The following is a 16437-nucleotide window of genomic DNA, read 5'->3' as shown; positions in this document are numbered from 1 at the left end:
AACTACCTTTGCCTTTAGAATTAGACATCTCCTATAGTTTTCAAAGGCTTTTGGAAAAAAGTAGGGCGGTATCAGGCCGCCTGGTTTCGCGCCAGCTCACATTTATCATAGATTCCTTTCTAAGGACCAGATTCGAAAAGTCTTCCGGCATTTTAAAAAAAGGGGAAGAAGTAGCGGTAATTGCGTTAGGCGGATACGGGCGAATGGAGATGGCGCCTCATTCGGATGTAGATATATTATATTTACATAATGGTGTTCCGGATTCCAAACTTTCGGAGATCATTTCTTCCATTAACACTTATCTTTATGATTCCGGAAAAGAAGTAGGGCATACTTGCCGAACCATTAAGGAGTCATTTCGCTATTTGGATGATATGTCCAGCTTTCACGCGGTATTGGACAGTCGGTTCTTAACCGGCTCTAAGGAATTATTTAAGAAATACCAAGAAGAATTTTTAGCAAAACTTCCTTCTAAATTTGTGACCAGATACAACCAAGCAAAAGAAGATCAACTTTCGGAAAGATTTTTGAGAGAAGGGAGACCTATTCTACTTTCAGAGCCGAATTTAAAAACGGATCTCTGCGGTTTGAGAGATATTCAGTACTTGTATTGGACCGAAAAATCCAGAAGTCCTATCCGTTCCTTAGGTGGACTTGCAGTTCTCCCCGTTTTCCAAAGTGGGGAAGTCCAAGCCTTAGAAGAGGCTTATGATTTTCTGATTCGAGTCAGGACTGCGCTCCATATTCTTACCGGCAGAAAACATGATCGTTTGGATCTGAATTTGCAACCCGAAGTTGCAGAGTATCTAGGCTTCGGAAAAAAAGAAGATATGCAAACTATAGAGAAGTTTATGAACACTCTTTATAGTCATCAGAAAAATATATTCTTTATCGTTCGCGTATATTTGGATTCTCTATTGGCTGCTCAGAAAAAAGGAGAGGCCCAAAATTTCGACTATGAAGGCATTCGATTCTTAAGGATCGGAAATACGATCTTTCCTCCCAATGAAGGAAATCTTTTTGCGGATCCTCATACATTATACAAAGATATTTTACTTACTTTTAGGATGATCCAGGAAACAGGTTTCGAAGTTTCCGGCGGGCTACTTAGCGAGATCAGATTCGCTTCTCATTTTTTGGACGATGATTTCAGATATTCTGCGGAAGTGAACGGAGGATTTATCAGGATCCTTCAGAATAAAAAAGATAGGGGAAGAATATTGAAATTAATGCATGAATGCCAGGTGCTCGCAGCGCTTCTGCCAGAGTTCGGCGCATGTACTAATTTCCCTTTATTCAGTTATCATCATGAGTTCACTGTGGACGAACATACTCTTTTGATCCTTCATGAATTGGACCGTTTAGATAAGGGAGAGTTCGAAGACAGAGAGATCTTAGAAGTTTACAAAGAATGTGAGAAGACCGAAATTTTGGCCTTGGCAATTCTTTTGCATGACGCCGGAAAAGTGAAGGAAGGAGACCATTCCGAATACGGCGCGGAACTTGCGGTTTCTGTCGGGTCTCGTTTGGGTTTATCGGAAGAAGATACGGATCTTTTCCGTTTTCTGGTCGAAAAACATATCCTGATGTCGGAACTTTCTTCTAAGAGGGATATTTCGGATAAATTGCTGATTCGGAATTTTGCGAGAACTGTATCTAATCCCGACAGACTTAAACTTTTATATATACTGACGATCATCGATACCAAGTCGGTTGGGACAAACGTTCTTACGAATTGGAAAAAAGCAATCTTAAACGTACTTTATAAAAACTCTATAAACTTCTTTCAAACAAATCGAACCGATTATGAAGGTCCTCATGGAGAAGAAGAAAGGATCGCCCTTGCGAAGGACTTGGTCGCTTATCTGACTGAAAAAGAAAGCCAAGATCCTAAAATTTCCAAAACGATCGCTTCTTTTGCTTATTCAGTGATACCCGAAAGTTTTTTAAAAACCGTTTCGAATCGAAAAATATTAAAATATTTTAAATCGATTACTTCACTCAGCCAAGATGCCAATTCGGATTTACTTTTAGACCTGGAGCAAGACCCTGCTTTTGTAACGGTAGAAGTGGTGAGCCGTAATATTCCCGAGATCTTATTGGATCTTTGTTGTTCCGTTTCTTCCGAAGGTTTGAGTCTTGTCGGGATGCAAAGTTATACTTTCGAAGAGTTCCAGATCCATATTCTTCAAGTAACTGATCCGCAAGGTAGCGGAAATATTTCTTCCGAAAAACTTTCCAGGATGGAAGGCAAACTTAGGTTGATGGCCTCAGGAGAATTACAAAGAGATAGTATCGCTTTCGAAAGGACCGAATGGAACCCACGTAAGACGATACCGGAAAGTATCATCAATCGTTCGGTTCGATTTTCTAACGAAGATGTTACGGATACGACGATCATGGAAGTACGTATGCCCGATATGGTCGGCTTAGTGTACAGGATCTTAAGGAAAGTATTCGATTTTGGTTTAAAAGTTTCTCATTTAAGGGTTTCTACTTCTGCAGACTATGCTTATGACTCATTCTATCTCCAGACTAAGGACGGGGAACAGGTCAAAGATGCTAAATTGTTAAAATCCTTGGAAGATAAGATCTTGCTAATCCAGCCAGTGGAAAGGATGACAGGGGAACTCGTTTTTTGAAAATGGTCCCCAGTATGGATTCGGGCAGTCGTTCCACAGTCACTTCTAAAAGAAAAAAAGAAACCGCGACATCCGTTAGGGAGCTTAAAAAGGCTAATCCTCCTCGCCGCGGCAAAAAGATAGACGCGGACTGGTGGAAGAACGCGGTAGTTTACCAAATTTATCCTAGAAGCTTTAAGGATGCTAATGGGGACGGGATTGGCGACTTAGAAGGTATCATTCAAAAACTCGATTATTTGAACGACGGGACACCGAATTCGCTTGGCATTGATGCCATCTGGCTTTCTCCGATCTATCCTTCTCCGATGTACGATTTCGGATACGATATTTCGGATTACGAAAGTATCGATCCCGTATTCGGAAATATGGATACGTTCAAACGTTTATTAAAAGAAGCTCATAAACGTAAGATCAGGATCATTATGGACCTGGTTGCAAATCATACTTCTCACCAACATCCCTGGTTTTTAGAATCCAAATCTTCCAAAGATAATCCTAAGAGAGATTGGTATATTTGGAAAGATCCCGTGAATGGAAAACCTCCAAATAATTGGATGGGAACTTTCGGTGGAAGAGCTTGGACCTTAGATAAAACTACAGGTCAATATTATTATCATTCTTTTTTAGCGGAACAACCCGATCTGAATTGGAGAAATCCGGAAGTTAAAAAAGCAATCTTCTCTATGGTCAAAAATTGGCTGGATATGGGAGTGGACGGTTTCCGTTTGGATGTCGTAAATCTGTTCGTTAAAGACTCCGAGTTAAGAAGTAACCCTCGAAAAAGATGGTTAGCTAGACCTTTCGATCAACAAAATCATATTTATGATCGGGATCGTCCCGAGATGCACGATATCCTCAAGGATCTCAGAAAACTTTTGGATTCATACGGAGATAGAATGTCCGTAGGAGAAGTGATGATGGAGCCGCCTGGCACAAGCGCACTTCCCGCTTCTTATTACGGTGCGAAAGGTGATGAACTTCATCTAGCATTTAACTTTGCTTTCTTTTATACTCCTTGGAAGGCTGAAAAATTCAGGGACGTGATCAAAGAATGGGAGAAGTATCTCCGAGACAAGGGTTGGCCGAATTACACATTAAGTAATCATGATTTCCGCAGGCATATCACCAGATATTCCAAGGGAAGAGAAACGGTCGCTCGCGCAAAGATAGCGGCTCTAATGCTTTTAACCTTAAGAGGGACTCCGTTTTTATATTACGGAGAAGAACTTGGGATGACTGACGAAAGAGTCCCTAAAAATCGCATCCAAGATCCGGTAGGGATCAGATATTGGCCGGTCTATCCAAGCCGAGATAACTGCAGACTTCCTATGTGTTGGTCCGGAGATGTGAACGGCGGATTTAGTAATGGAGAACCTTGGCTTCCTGTTTTTTCCAAATACGAATCGGTAAACGTAGAAACTCAGTCCAGGTCCATCGAAAGTTTATTAAATTTTTATAAAAAGCTAATATGGCTTAGAAAAGGGAACGAGATCCTTAAAAAAGGGACCTTGGCTCTGGATTACGATTCTCCTCCAGGAGTTCTGCAATATACCAGAGAGTTCGAAAAGAAAAAATGTCTGATCATTTTGAACTTCGAGAATGAATCCAAAAAGATAGTAGCAAACGCGAATCGTACTGCTCAGATCCTCATATCTACTCATAGAAAACCTGAGAAGATGGAAATCCCGGTGGTATTCGAGATCGCACCTTATGAAGGTTTGGTTTTAGAATATTAAGAAAAACCTGTTTTTCTAGTTCTATGACCTTTGCTATACTTTTTCTTCCAAACAAACGATGTTCGATGTGTAGTATTTCCGACTAAAAAGTTCTGGCGGTCGAGTTGTATTCGCTTATGATAGCGGTATTCGGATCGCCGCTTTTTAAAAGGAACTATTATGAATCATCCATTACGTTTAGCCGAAAACCCAGGTTTATCTTCTTACGACTTAACGGGTTATAAAGGAAATAGAGGTAAAAACTTTTACGAAGAGGATAAGATCCTCCAGAGAATAGTGGAGAGATACTCTTCCGATTATAAACCGGACCATAAGAAGGCTATGATAGATCATCTCAAAGGATATGGAGAATTGGTCGGCGGCATTTTAGACGAACTTACCGAGGCCTCTCATAAAGAAGGTAAATACGGAGAAGTAGTCAAATACGATCGAACAGGAAATCGTATCGATCAGATCGTTTATTCTCACGAACAAAAACTTTCCAGAAAGATATCGTACGATTATGGTATTGTTAATTTAGATTTTCATGATGAATGGAAGTTCCCTTTTACGGATCTCCACAGACAGGCTTTGACATATCTTGCAAACCAAAATGGTGAAGGTGGGGTAACCTGTCCCTTGGCGATGACCGAAGGTATGATCCGTGTGTTGCAAGGCATCGGAACGGAAGAACAGAAAAAAAAATATCTGCCTTTAGTGGCAGGAAAGGGTTCCTTCTCTCATTTTATGGCGGGACAGTATGTTACGGAGAGAGTGGGGGGAAGTAACGTAGGTGCCAACCGCACAATCGCAAGAAAGGGCGAAGATGGGAAATGGATCCTAAACGGAGAAAAATGGTTCTGCTCTAACCCGGGAGACCTTTGGGTCACAACGGCTAAAATAGAAGATACTGAAACAGTAGGTCTATTCTTGGTCCCAAGGATCAAAGATAATGGAGAGCTGAACGGTCACCATATATTAAGAAAAAAAGATATTATAGGCTCTAAGGGAAAACTTACCGTCGAGATCGTATACGAAGATCTGGAAGCGGAAGCTTTAGGAAGACCTGCCCATGGGATCGCAAACCTGATCCGTTATGTGATCCGAACTTCTAGGGTTCACGTCGGTCTTGCAGCTTCCGGAATGTCCAGAAGAGCATTTATGGAAGCCCGGGAATACTCCAGATACAGAACGGCCTACGGTAAGAAGATCCAGGATTTTCCTGCGTATTCCAGAGAACTTGCAGAGATAAGGATCTTGTATGCCGCTTTGGTCATGCCGATTTTCCGCGGGATCGATTGGGCTCAAAAAGGGATTTTAGCGGAACAGATCTCCACTCCTTTAATGAAGTATAGATCTTCTTCTCTTTCTTCTCAGATCACTCATAGAGCGATTATGGCTTTGGGTGGTTCCGGAATTATCGGTGATTACACTTGTTTGCCTAGACTTCATAATGATTGTATTATCAACGAGACTTGGGAAGGCACCCATTTGATCATCACCGATCACGCACTTGGTGCTATGAATAGGGTTAAGATCCGTGATTCTTTTGTTTTAGAATTAAAGAAAAATTTTGACTCAGCTAAAAAATATCCGGAATTAAAAGCCGTAGCAGAACTGGGAGAAAATTTTCTATTAGATTGGAATAAGAATATAGAAGAGAAACCAAGAGAATGGAAGGAAACTTACAGAGTGGATCTTTCCGACCAGGCATATGGCGCTTTGGTTCTTTCTGAATTCTTAGAGCAGGCTGTTTTTGATAGAGCTTCCGGTTCTAAAAGATCCAGATTCGATTCTTTTGCAAAAGGTTTCGGAGCTTTCTTATTTAGGACTCTTCCTAAAACTTTCGGAGACTATGAGTCTTTCCGTTTGGATCAGGAAGAAGTAGATGAGATCGTAAATTGGTAATTGCAACAGCGATACGTAAGACGCGAAGCGGTCGCGGCCGATCTAAAGTATATTAAGAATATTGAATTGGATTGAGGTACGGTGGTCGGTTGCCATCCGAGATGGCACCGACTCGCTTCACGGTCGTTTCCTCGCTCCCTATGGGTCGCTGTGGAAGGCCCGAGCGGAGCGAGGGAGTCGCCCCAATCGGTTGTCGAACCGCGCGAAATATTTTAAGCCAGTTTAGGGGCAAAAACTTTCTCCATATGTGCCTGTGGAATTGCTCCCACCACTTTTTCAGCGATTTCTCCACCTTTGAATAACATCAGGGTCGGAATGGATTGAACTCCGTATTGTTGAGCCAACTCAGGCTTTTCGTCTATATTGACTTTTACTACGGTTACTTGCCCTTGGTGAGCTTGCGCAAATTTTTCCAGCTCAGGAGCTACCATTTTACAAGGACCGCACCATTCGGCCCAGAAATCCACTAGGATGGGTTTATCATGTGTTTTAAGAAGTTCGTTGAATGAACCAGGCATTGTGTTTTCCATACAGAGATTAGACTTATTCTAAATCGAATGGGAAGTTGTTTTTGGAGCTTCGGAGAATTTTTCGCGAAACCTAATTTGCCATTTTGCTCTCAGAGCTAAACAGGCTATTAGCCTAATAAATTTCGAAGTGCTGCTTCCAGATTCGGGTATCTGAATTTATAACCCAACTCTTGGAGTCTTTTCGGAACCGCTCTCTGACCGTGAGTTGCCACAATGGAGCCTTCGCCGAATGCGAGGGAAAGTGCGAAGGAAGGAACTCTCGTAAATGATGGGCGCCCTAGAGTTTTTGCCAGAATCTTACTGAATTGCTCGTTGGAAAGAGGCTCGGGAGATACAAGATTGAATGCTCCTCTTGCTTCTTCTTTTCTGATCAGGAACATGATTGCGGAAAGTTGGTCTTCGATATGGATCCAGGAGAGGATTTGGTTTCCGCTCCCGATCGGGCCGCCAGCGAATAATTTGAATGCTGGCAGCATCGTTGCAAGTGCTCCGCCTTCAGTAGTGAGAACTACTCCAGTTCTTAAGAGAACGGTCCTGATGCCTGCTTTTTCCGCTTCTAATGCTTCTTCTTCCCAGTCTCTGCATAGGACGCCTAACTCATCTTCCGCCGCAGGACTGTCTTCGTCGAACGGTGGGGTTCCTGCATCGTAAGATCCATAGATCCCGATTGCAGAAGAATTGAATAATGCTTTGGGCGCAAATTCTCCCAAAGAAGTCAGTCTTGCGACAAGATCCCTGGTAAAGTCTATACGAGAAGAGCGGATCCTTTGTTTGTATTCGGGGGTCCAGCGAACTCCTGCTATCGGTTCGCCTGCTAAATTGATTAGAACGTTTACTCCCTCTAGATCAGCTCTGGTAGGTAGTGAACCGATCCTAACGTCCCATTCTGAAATTCTTTGGAGTCTGGGCGGCAATTTTCCGCTTCTGCTGAAGATCCGGACTCTATGTCCTTCTGCCTTCAAGCGGATCGCCAACATGGATCCTATGAGTCCCGTGCCGCCGGTAATTCCAATAAGCATTTCGCGAACCGCCTTTTAAGAAATTTCTTTCCGAGATCATGATTCGAAATCGGTTTTCTTTCGACAAGAAGAAAGGAAATCCTTCTTGATCCCGGGTTAGGAAATCGGCATCTTTGGATGAGTGGATTTTTTAAAATTGAACACTGTTTCAAAAATTTGGGCCGCAGTTTTTGTTGCCGGACTGGTTTTTTCGAATTATTATTTGTATTCTACGACGAATTCCAAGCTGGAGTCCTATAAATCGGAGCCCCCTTTTTTACGTTTTGATTTCACCGATTCTTACCTAGTGGATCGTTCTTCTCAGGCGCCATATTTGGCCGACGGAAATTTGGACACTGAATGGAGAAAGTTACGACCTTCTTCCATGAAGACGGATTTCGATCTGGAGCTCAGACTTTCTCATCGCCTCAAATCCGGGATTTATGTTCCGACAAATTGGAAAGGTATCCGAGTAATCGCCTGTTCTAAAAATACTCCTCCTCTTTCGCTCAGAGTTATAGAAAGAGAAGCGATCAATGTGGATAAAGAATCCAGACTTCCTGATGATACTGAATATAGCTCTATCGTTCTGGATTTTTCGGGATCGGAAACTGCTACTGTTTATCTGAAGAAGGACGCGGGTTCGGTTCCTCAAAAAGAATATCCGAAGGGTATTTGGATCTGGTCAGTGCAGGGGACATTCGAAAGCGTCGGCTCGGACTCCTGTATTAAGGATATTCAACTCTTCGAATAGGTTTTTGGTATTTGAATGAATTTTTCGGAAACCGGCAGAATCGATCTACCTGAATACAAGGCCGGTAACCGAGAACGTTTTTTTATCCTCCTATCTATCGGTGTCTTTAGCGTTGCTGTTTTCGAAGAAGTTCGGGCCATATTTGCGGTCCCTGTCCTGTTAGTTCTGTTTTTGCTAATCGGATTACGATCCAAATGGAAGTCCTTATTTTATCTGAATATCCCGTTATTCGTATTATCTTTTATTAATATATTTCCTTATGCCAAAAATCTTTGGCCTGGGACGTTGATCGTTGCATTAGTTTTTTACTTTTTGTCTTTTTCTAAAATTCGCAAGTTAGGTTTATTACGATGGTGGGCTAAGGGGGAAGTTTCCGGACAGATTCTGGGACTTTCCGTTCTATTCGTATTTTCCGCAAGTATCGCTTTATTTCTTTGGTTTTATCTTTTAGATCCGGATGTCAGCGATATCAAAGAGAATTTTCCTAAAGGGGATATTCCGGTGTTGATAGCAGCCGGAATAGGTTTTGCGATCATAAATGCGATTGCAGAGGAATTTTTATTTAGAGGGATCTTATTCGAGGCATTGCTAACGGCGAGGCTTTCTCTTTTTTGGGTTTTAGTGTTCCAAGCATTGAGTTTTGGGATCTTACATTTGTATGGATTTCCACGCGGTTGGGTAGGGGTAGTACTCGCAGGGATCTACGGTTTGATGACCGGGCTGATCCGGATCTTAAGTAAGGGAATTTATTATCCGGTGTTAGTGCACTTCTTTGCGGATATTACAATAGCAGGGATTGTTTTGTTTTTTGCCGGTTAACGAAAGTTCCGAGCACCCGTTGGGTCTTTTTGATTTTGTTAGATTGATTTGTAATGGTAGAAAAATTTTGGGGTGAACGACGGGGCTCGAACCCGCGACAGCCAGAACCACAATCTGGAGCTCTACCAACTGAGCTACGCTCACCATGTTTGGTGACCCGAGAGGGATTCGAACCCCCGACCCACTGCTTAGAAGGCAGTTGCTCTATCCAACTGAGCTACCGAGTCTTTTGTTTTGTAAAAGAGGAATTCGGGATGACAGGATTTGAACCTGCGACCCTCTGTACCCAAAACAGATGCGCTACCACTGCGCTACATCCCGGATCGAAGTCCATGATTTCGCGAAAGGGCGAGGTGTCAAGTCGCTTGTCTATTTGTTTGAGATAGTTTTTTCAAATGCTCCAGAATGATATCTTCTGTCGGAGCTTTGGTAATCGCTTTTTCGAAGGCTTTTCTGGCTTCTTCCGGTTTTCCTAATTTGGATAGCAGAACTCCGAAAGAATCCAAATACGCTGGGTTTTCCGGATCTAACTGCAATGCCCTCTTTATATTCTCCATCGCAAGCTTGAGGTCTTCCTGATTCGGCTCTTTTCCCTCTAAAAGCAGGTATGCAACGGAATTTAGGCTGTTTTTTTGCTCAGGTCTCAGTCGTAAAATTCTCAGGTGGGTTTCGATCGCACCCTTTGTGTCGCCTGATTTCTCCAATGCGGATGCTTTTAGGGAAAGAAGAATGATATCATCCAATGAAAGTTTGAGACGTTCTTCCGTTCTTGCCAAAGCGGTCTTATAATCTCCGGTCCGAATCAGAGAATAGATCATCATTCTGAATGCGTTATCTCTTTCCGAGAATTTCGGGAATTCTTCCAAAAGTTCTTCGATCACTGAAACGCACTTTTTGTGATTTCCGGTCCTGGAACAACATATTGCAAAATTATAAAGTAGTTCCGGATCTTTTCCGGTCTCGGACATTTCTCTGTCGATTAGAGTGATCGCGACAGTATAATTCTCTTTTAGGATTTCGGTAAAAATCCTTCTTTTGGCTGGGATCTTTCTCGGAGCTTTCTTTTCCATTTACTTCGATTTAACCCGGATCCTTTTTCTAAATTCTTCCAACTCAAGCGGAGAAGTTTGATCTAAACTTAAAGGAGTGATCGGAATTTTTCCACGGAAGAATATATCGAAATCGGCGCCTTCTTCAGGAATATGTCCGAGTTCCGAGCCTCCTAAGAAGAAATCCGAGATCCCTCCTATGATCTGCTTGGAATGATAAGTGTCCACATAGGTTCTTTTTCCCAACTTCGCTATTTCTATAGAAGAAAGTGAGTTCTCGAATTTTTCAGGGATATTGATATTATAAACAATACCGGCTGAAAATTCCTCAGTCCAGGAGTTCAGGATTTCACGGACTAGTTCCGCTTCTTTGTAATAATCGTAGTTTTTATCCAAATTCCCGGAACTGACAGCGATACTTTTTCTATTATGGATAGCTCCGTGTCTTGCGGCTCCGACTGTTCCGGAATAATGAACATCGTGCCCCATATTCACTCCCCGGTTGATCCCGGAGAGCACCAAATCTATTTTGGGAAAGATATTCCCATGAAGTCCGATATTCACACAGTCCACAGGAAATCCGTCTACGATATAATGATTTTCGTTCACTCTTTCTACTCTCATGGAATCGTAAATACTCAATGCCATAGAGGTTGCTGAGCGTTCCTTTAGAGGAGCGATTAGGTAGGTGTTATGTTCTTTTCCTAAAACTTTTTCCAATGCAAGGATTCCATTGGAGGAGATCCCGTCGTCGTTGGTGATTAGAATATTCATATTATATAATTTACGGAAGAGAAGGATTAAACGAAGTGATTACGGCGGAATACATCGCTAAGGGTAAAAAGAACGTTATAATAAATGTGGTAATATTGATACGAAAGGAATCCTTAAACTTTAGGTCATAGATGTAAGAAGTTCCACGAACCAAGACTGTCATAAATAATCCGTAATGGATCGAGTATAATGTAAGGACACCGAATCCGCCTTTTATTCCTAATTGAGCCAGAAGAATTGCCCAGGCGGCGGTGGAGATAAAAAGTGAGAGGGAGATGTTTACAAATCTAAGAGTGATATTCGCGTTTCCCTTCTTCCCGTTGGACTGAGCAAGTCCGTCCACTATGAATGCGACTGCGTAAGGCAGAAGTATAAAAAATAACAAATGAGTCAAAGCGGCAATCAGGAATTGACCGAAACTTCTGCCCGTAAAAGGAGGAGTTATGAAAACATAACCTGCCCCAGCGCTTGTCGCTGCAAGTAACAGAACCATAACGGTTACCAATTTAAGAGGATAAGTTCCCCAAGAAGAAATTACATTCTCCACTCGAAACGGTTCGAATAGAACCGCATCTAAAAGATCTATAAATCTATTGAATAATTCTTTTAACACAGGATTACCATGCCATTGAATTGGGATATAAAACTAAAATGGGAGAACGTTTGAGCTCTTGAAGGAACACTTTTTCTCCGCCGAAAAATCCTCCGGACTTTGCTTGCATCAGTTGGAAGAATCTTTCCCAAGGATTTACTTCTTCTTCGAATAACGGAAGGGTTCCATCATAATTGCAAAGTTTAGAAAGTTCCGCCAATGCTTCTCTTCTTCCGCCTATATCGTCCACTAATTTGTTTCGGAATGCGTCTTGTCCTGAATAGACCCTACCTTCTGCCAGAGCCTCTACGAATTTTACGGTTTGGTTCCTTCCTTTGGAAACATCTTCAATAAATTCTTCGTATGTGTCGGAGAGCATTTTTTGGATCATTGCATCTTCTTCCGGGGTGCTATCTCGGAATAGGGAAAGAGAATCCTTATATTTCCCTTCTTTGAAAGTGCGGACTTTGACTCCGTATCTTTCTAAGAGTCCTTTGATATTCGGAGCGATCGCGATCACTCCTATGGAGCCTGTTAAGGTTCCGCCTAATGCGAAAATTTTGTCCGCAGCGGAAGCTATATAATATCCTCCGGAAGCAGCGATGTCTTTCATAGACACCACTACCTTTTTGTTTTTTTCCTTTCGAAGGAACATTAACTCTTTATAGATCTCTTGCGAGGCTCCCACCGATCCTCCCGGAGAGTTGATCTCTACTAAGATGCCTACGATATTAGAGTCGTCTTCGATTGATCTGAGTTGCTGCAATATGGTTTGAGCGCCTGCGGAATCATAGCCGGATTGTCCGGAGTGGATCTCCCCTTCAATCTTGATTAAGGCCGCTCCCAGTCTGTCGGTCCCGAATCCGGAACCCGCATCTACTTTTGTGAGTTTAGAAGAGGAAACGTTGGACACTAAATTAATAAGTCCAACGAACAAGGAGAGGATGGTGACAACAAAGGTGATTGCTAATGCGATACGATTTCGGTCCACAATTAGAGTGGATCTTGGTACCGATCCCCTGTCAATGAAATAGCGGAGGTTGATTTTGCCTAAGAAGCCCGGCCGGTTTCTCTTGACGAGGCGGTACATTTCCTAGGGTTATCAATATAAGTATAAGTGCGGTGGTGTAAATTTGTTTAGGAACTAACTTGGCTCTTTGTTTTTGCTAAAAGGAGAAGATGAACTAACCATCTTAGAAGGTAAACCGTTGGGCATTCGTCCTTATATACGGCATCTCATCCTGTGGCTTTTTCGTCTGATGAGGAAAATTCAAATTACTTAAAAAACTTTTTGCTTGCTCGACTAGGGATGGAGCAAGAGTGAAGTTGCTCCATATTATTAGTTTCAAGTAAAATACAAATTTAAATATACTTTCTTATAAACAAACTTTATCCAATCCGAGATAACGTTTCTGATTCAATTTATTATCATAAATTTTGAAAATACTCTCTTGACCTGTCCTTGATTTGTAGGTGACTGGATTTTATATATAAATTGGAGAATCAACTTGTTTAAAAAATTAATCATATTATTTCTTTTATTTTTTGTTATGATAGGATGTATTACACCTGCGGGCTTTGGAAAAGTTAAAGTAACGAAAGACAGTTTTAAGAATATTCATAATGTAAATTTAAAAATGTATGTGAAGTCGGAAGAAGCTATGCCGGGTGCTCCTTTCGAATCTATGAAATATGGTGTGATTCTGGACTTTACGCGCGAGATTGGGATCAATAAAATTAATCCTACTGTGACACAATTTACTATTTATGCGACTTCGTTAAATAGACCGATCGAAAAAAGTGGCTTTGTAAAGATTGGGGATAAAGTTTCTCCTTTAATATTTGGTAACACTTTATCGGAAAGGGTAACTACAATTTCTTCAGGTGCAACTGGAAACAACACTCAAAACGTTTCAAACTCGCAAAATGTGCACATCAATGTAAAGTCTCACGCTCATTTTGAATTGAAAGGCACTTTTTTATTAAAAGGTGAGGACGAAGAAGCGATACGAAATGCAAATGAATTTTCGATCAGACTTTATTCAGGAACCGAGCCAATCACGATTTCCTTTGTAGGAAGTGACCTAGCAAAATTCAAAGAATATCTAAACGCTAAACCGGAAGCCGGAAATTAATTTCTTGCAGAGGAGTATTTTCCATCGTCTCTTAGGACATCTTTTAGATGGAAAGAGGCTTTTATGGAATTTACGATTCGGCCGATCGCAAAGGTCTCCAACTCTAGATCAGAGATCCAGGATGATTACTGGGCAGAAATTGTTTCTGAGATCGAGTTGGAGGAAAATATTCCCGCTGAGTCCTTGGACGGGATCGATACTTTCTCCCATTTGGAGATTATTTATATCTTTCATAAGGCTATCGGACTGAAACCTGTTTTGGGCAGTGAACATCCTAGAGAGAATAAAAGATGGCCTAAGGTTGGTATCTTTGCTCAAAGAAAGAAAAATCGCCCGAATCATCTTGGCTCTACGATTGTAGAACTTTTGAGACGAGATGGGAAAAAACTTTTAGTGAAATATTTGGATGCGATCGATGGGACGCCGGTAGTGGATATAAAACCTGTGATGCGCGAATTCCTGCCTATGTCCGGGATTTCTCAGCCTGATTGGTCTAAAGAATTGATGATAAATTATTGGGAATAGTTTTTTCGAATTAGATTGACTCCGACTTAGTTTCCCTTAGGTTTTTCGGCCATGGTTTCTATCAGTCGAAAAACTTTTATAAAATATGGAATGAGCTTCGGTGCTTTTCTTTCTACTTCACAAGTTTTACAATATTGTAAAACTTCCTCCAAGGAAAGATATGATTACGAAAGAAAAAATCCATTCGATCCTGAGTTTCTTTCCGAAAATATTTCTCCTATCTTAAAAGCTCTTCGTATCGGGATTACTGCTCCCAATCCTCATAATGTACAACCTTGGAAATTCAAACTTATAGACGATCATTCTGCGCTTTTGTATGTGGATGAAAGACGTTTATTAAAAGATACCGATCCTACCTTTCGACAAATCCATATAGGACAAGGGACCTTTCTAGAAAATCTAAGTTTAGGAACTCAAGTATTCGGTTATCTGGCAGAAGTTTCACTTTTTCCGGAAGGAAAATATACGATTGCGGATATGGGCAAAAAGCCGATCGCCAAAATTGTTTTAGTCAAACAAGAAGATCTGGTTCGAAATCCCTTGTCCGAATTTATTTCAGATAGAGTAACAAGAAGAAGTATTTACGAAGGTGATGATCTAACCCCGGATGATTTTGAAAAGATCTATAAAGATTCCACAGTCTTATATTCCGAACTAAAATTTGTCGCGAAAGAAGGATCGGAGAACTTAGGAAAACGATTGGTCGCTGCGATGCAAATGGAAACGGATACTTATAATACGTATGAAGAATCCAGAATTTGGTTTCGTTACAACGACGAAGAGATCGGAAAATATAAAGATGGGCTTTCTCTTAGAGCCAACGGGGTTTCAGGTTTGAAATATTATTTCGCTCGAAATTTTTTCTTAAAACATGGAGCAGAAAGTTGGCATTCGCCTGAAAATAAAAAAGCAGGTATGGATATGTTTACTTCCATGGTAGAAAGTTCTAAGGGATTTATTTTTCTGAAAACGAACCGTAATGAAATTATTGATTGGGTCCAAGCGGGAAGGGATTATCTTCGTTTGCATTTAGCCGCGACTAAAAACGGATTTTCTCTTCATCCGATGAGCCAAATTCTACAAGAATATCCTGAAATGGATCAGATCAGGAATGAATTCGAATCTTCTTTAAAGCCGGGAGAAAAAATCCAGATGTTGGTTCGTTTAGGAAGAAGCGACTATCATTATTATAGTCCGAGAAGAGATACTAAAGATTTTATCATTTAATGCAGATCAAGATCAAAAGAGTGTATGACGCCCCTTCCGAAGAGGATGGAAAAAAGATATTGGGCAGAATTAAAATCCAACCCGGAAGGTTTGGAAAAATTAAAAGTTTCTATGGATGAAAAAGTGATCACCTTTTTATATTCTTCTAAAAATCTGGAATATAATAAAGCGATTGTGCTAAAGGAATTTTTGTCCAAATAAATGAATATACTTAAAAAAATCCTATTTTGGCTCGGCGACCTTCTATTCTTATTCATTCCGTTATGTATCGTTTTGGCAGAAGCGGGTACCTGCACACAAGGCGACGATAGTATTTTTCTTTTATTTACTCAGGCTTCTTTTGCGATTTCAGTCTTGGCCTTGTTTTTAGTTTGGTTCGGATCACCTTCGGGCGGTTTGGTGGGACAGTCGCTCGTGGTCTTTCCATTCTTGGTTAGTTTGTATTTTTATATCGCTTATATCCCCGTTTATTTCGTATATTCTACATTACAAAATTACGATTTATGCGTAGTAATCGTTTCCGATCTGACATTGTATAACGCTACGAATGTGGTCCAGAACGGAGCAGCAAGTCTGTTTTCTAGGATCTACGCTATTTTGATGTTATTGCCTGTTTTAGGCAGTTTTTTGCCAGTTTACAAATTTTGGAAGTCCGGATCCTTCTCTAAAAAGGAAAAGAAATAGAAGATTTTTTCTCCGGAAAGTTGACGAAATTTAGTCGGAATTTTTTCAAATTTCTCACAAAGAAAGAGAAGATTCCGTGTATATT

16 protein-coding genes and 3 tRNA genes are annotated in these 16437 nt (G+C 41.1%); 10 read left to right on the top strand and 9 right to left on the bottom strand.

Annotation, left to right across the window (positions count from 1 at the left end; genetic code table 11):
• The first annotated feature begins 8 nt into the window (after positions 1-8).
• From LEP1GSC185_RS00705 to LEP1GSC185_RS00695, 3 genes are all read left to right on the top strand, one after another.
• On the top strand, positions 9-2642 hold the full coding sequence (locus tag LEP1GSC185_RS00705) for a [protein-PII] uridylyltransferase family protein (protein ID WP_008590206.1): 2634 nt from the start codon (positions 9-11) through the stop codon (positions 2640-2642).
• A gap of 14 nt (positions 2643-2656) precedes the next feature.
• Complete coding sequence (locus LEP1GSC185_RS00700) at positions 2657-4378, top strand: alpha-glucosidase (protein WP_008591324.1); 1722 nt, start codon at positions 2657-2659, stop codon at positions 4376-4378.
• Positions 4379-4537: 159 nt separating this feature from the next.
• Positions 4538-6265 (top strand): acyl-CoA dehydrogenase family protein, encoded by a 1728-nt coding sequence (locus tag LEP1GSC185_RS00695; RefSeq protein WP_008590451.1) that lies wholly within the window; start codon positions 4538-4540, stop codon positions 6263-6265.
• A 212-nt stretch (positions 6266-6477) separates the two neighbouring features.
• On the opposite strand, the gene trxA is transcribed toward LEP1GSC185_RS00695, so the two are convergent.
• Positions 6478-6783 carry a thioredoxin gene (trxA, locus tag LEP1GSC185_RS00690; protein ID WP_008591489.1) on the bottom strand — a complete coding sequence of 102 codons (306 nt, stop codon included), beginning with the start codon at positions 6781-6783 and terminating at the stop codon, positions 6478-6480.
• A gap of 119 nt (positions 6784-6902) precedes the next feature.
• Positions 6903-7814 (bottom strand): TIGR01777 family oxidoreductase, encoded by a 912-nt coding sequence (locus tag LEP1GSC185_RS00685; RefSeq protein WP_008589559.1) that lies wholly within the window; start codon positions 7812-7814, stop codon positions 6903-6905.
• 136 nt (positions 7815-7950) lie between these two features.
• Here LEP1GSC185_RS00685 and LEP1GSC185_RS00680 point away from each other — a divergent pair, with 136 nt between their 5' ends.
• Both LEP1GSC185_RS00680 and LEP1GSC185_RS00675 read left to right on the top strand, forming a co-directional pair.
• The gene (locus tag LEP1GSC185_RS00680) at positions 7951-8547 is read left to right on the top strand and encodes a hypothetical protein (protein WP_008596406.1); all 597 of its coding nucleotides are present in this window, start codon (positions 7951-7953) and stop codon (positions 8545-8547) included.
• A gap of 15 nt (positions 8548-8562) precedes the next feature.
• Entirely contained in the window at positions 8563-9366 is an 804-nt protein-coding gene (locus LEP1GSC185_RS00675) for a CPBP family intramembrane glutamic endopeptidase (protein ID WP_008589504.1), read from the top strand.
• Between the two features lie 68 nt (positions 9367-9434).
• Here LEP1GSC185_RS00675 and LEP1GSC185_RS00670 read toward each other — a convergent pair.
• From LEP1GSC185_RS00670 to sppA, 7 genes are all read right to left on the bottom strand, one after another.
• Positions 9435-9510: transfer RNA gene (locus LEP1GSC185_RS00670), tRNA-His, on the bottom strand.
• Between the two features lie 6 nt (positions 9511-9516).
• Positions 9517-9593: transfer RNA gene (locus tag LEP1GSC185_RS00665), tRNA-Arg, on the bottom strand.
• Positions 9594-9615: 22 nt separating this feature from the next.
• A tRNA-Pro gene (locus LEP1GSC185_RS00660) sits at positions 9616-9687 on the bottom strand.
• Positions 9688-9722: 35 nt separating this feature from the next.
• Positions 9723-10436 carry a tetratricopeptide repeat protein gene (locus LEP1GSC185_RS00655; protein ID WP_008590950.1) on the bottom strand — a complete coding sequence of 238 codons (714 nt, stop codon included), beginning with the start codon at positions 10434-10436 and terminating at the stop codon, positions 9723-9725.
• Complete coding sequence (gene surE, locus LEP1GSC185_RS00650; protein WP_008591449.1) at positions 10437-11189, bottom strand: 5'/3'-nucleotidase SurE; 753 nt, start codon at positions 11187-11189, stop codon at positions 10437-10439.
• A 10-nt stretch (positions 11190-11199) separates the two neighbouring features.
• On the bottom strand, positions 11200-11802 hold the full coding sequence (locus tag LEP1GSC185_RS00645) for a hypothetical protein (protein ID WP_008590029.1): 603 nt from the start codon (positions 11800-11802) through the stop codon (positions 11200-11202).
• A 4-nt stretch (positions 11803-11806) separates the two neighbouring features.
• Positions 11807-12772: a signal peptide peptidase SppA gene (sppA, locus tag LEP1GSC185_RS00640; RefSeq protein WP_010514794.1), complete on the bottom strand. Its 966-nt coding sequence runs from the start codon at positions 12770-12772 to the stop codon at positions 11807-11809.
• A 517-nt stretch (positions 12773-13289) separates the two neighbouring features.
• On the opposite strand from sppA, the gene LEP1GSC185_RS00635 reads away from it, so the two are divergent.
• From LEP1GSC185_RS00635 to LEP1GSC185_RS00620, 5 genes are all read left to right on the top strand, one after another.
• Entirely contained in the window at positions 13290-13916 is a 627-nt protein-coding gene (locus tag LEP1GSC185_RS00635) for a hypothetical protein (RefSeq protein ID WP_008590577.1), read from the top strand.
• A gap of 63 nt (positions 13917-13979) precedes the next feature.
• Entirely contained in the window at positions 13980-14441 is a 462-nt protein-coding gene (locus LEP1GSC185_RS00630; RefSeq protein ID WP_008590699.1) for an SAM-dependent methyltransferase, read from the top strand.
• A gap of 90 nt (positions 14442-14531) precedes the next feature.
• Positions 14532-15668, top strand: coding sequence for an Acg family FMN-binding oxidoreductase (locus tag LEP1GSC185_RS00625; protein ID WP_010514796.1), 1137 nt, complete (start codon positions 14532-14534; stop codon positions 15666-15668).
• A gap of 45 nt (positions 15669-15713) precedes the next feature.
• Complete coding sequence (locus LEP1GSC185_RS19635; protein ID WP_008589961.1) at positions 15714-15869, top strand: DUF488 family protein, N3 subclade; 156 nt, start codon at positions 15714-15716, stop codon at positions 15867-15869.
• The gene (locus LEP1GSC185_RS00620; protein WP_008590713.1) at positions 15870-16352 is read left to right on the top strand and encodes a hypothetical protein; all 483 of its coding nucleotides are present in this window, start codon (positions 15870-15872) and stop codon (positions 16350-16352) included.
• The last annotated feature ends 85 nt before the right edge of the window (positions 16353-16437 follow it).

Source organism: Leptospira licerasiae serovar Varillal str. VAR 010 (assembly GCF_000244755.1).
Classification (GTDB): domain Bacteria; phylum Spirochaetota; class Leptospiria; order Leptospirales; family Leptospiraceae; genus Leptospira_B; species Leptospira_B licerasiae.
This window is presented reverse-complemented; position numbering and strand designations above follow the sequence as displayed.

Excerpts from the sequence above, each read along its gene's own strand:
- LEP1GSC185_RS00630 (WP_008590699.1), top strand. The coding sequence starts at position 13,980 with ATGGAATTTACGATTCGGCCGATCGCAAAGGTCTCCAACTCTAGATCA.
- LEP1GSC185_RS00685 (WP_008589559.1), bottom strand. The coding sequence starts at position 7,814 with ATGCTTATTGGAATTACCGGCGGCACGGGACTCATAGGATCCATGTTG.
- trxA (WP_008591489.1), bottom strand. The coding sequence starts at position 6,783 with ATGCCTGGTTCATTCAACGAACTTCTTAAAACACATGATAAACCCATC.
- LEP1GSC185_RS00625 (WP_010514796.1), top strand. The coding sequence starts at position 14,532 with ATGAGCTTCGGTGCTTTTCTTTCTACTTCACAAGTTTTACAATATTGT.
- LEP1GSC185_RS00675 (WP_008589504.1), top strand. The coding sequence starts at position 8,563 with ATGAATTTTTCGGAAACCGGCAGAATCGATCTACCTGAATACAAGGCC.
- LEP1GSC185_RS00655 (WP_008590950.1), bottom strand. The coding sequence starts at position 10,436 with ATGGAAAAGAAAGCTCCGAGAAAGATCCCAGCCAAAAGAAGGATTTTT.
- LEP1GSC185_RS00695 (WP_008590451.1), top strand. The coding sequence starts at position 4,538 with ATGAATCATCCATTACGTTTAGCCGAAAACCCAGGTTTATCTTCTTAC.
- surE (WP_008591449.1), bottom strand. The coding sequence starts at position 11,189 with ATGAATATTCTAATCACCAACGACGACGGGATCTCCTCCAATGGAATC.
- LEP1GSC185_RS00700 (WP_008591324.1), top strand. The coding sequence starts at position 2,657 with ATGGATTCGGGCAGTCGTTCCACAGTCACTTCTAAAAGAAAAAAAGAA.
- LEP1GSC185_RS00620 (WP_008590713.1), top strand. The coding sequence starts at position 15,870 with ATGAATATACTTAAAAAAATCCTATTTTGGCTCGGCGACCTTCTATTC.
- LEP1GSC185_RS19635 (WP_008589961.1), top strand. The coding sequence starts at position 15,714 with ATGGAAAAAAGATATTGGGCAGAATTAAAATCCAACCCGGAAGGTTTG.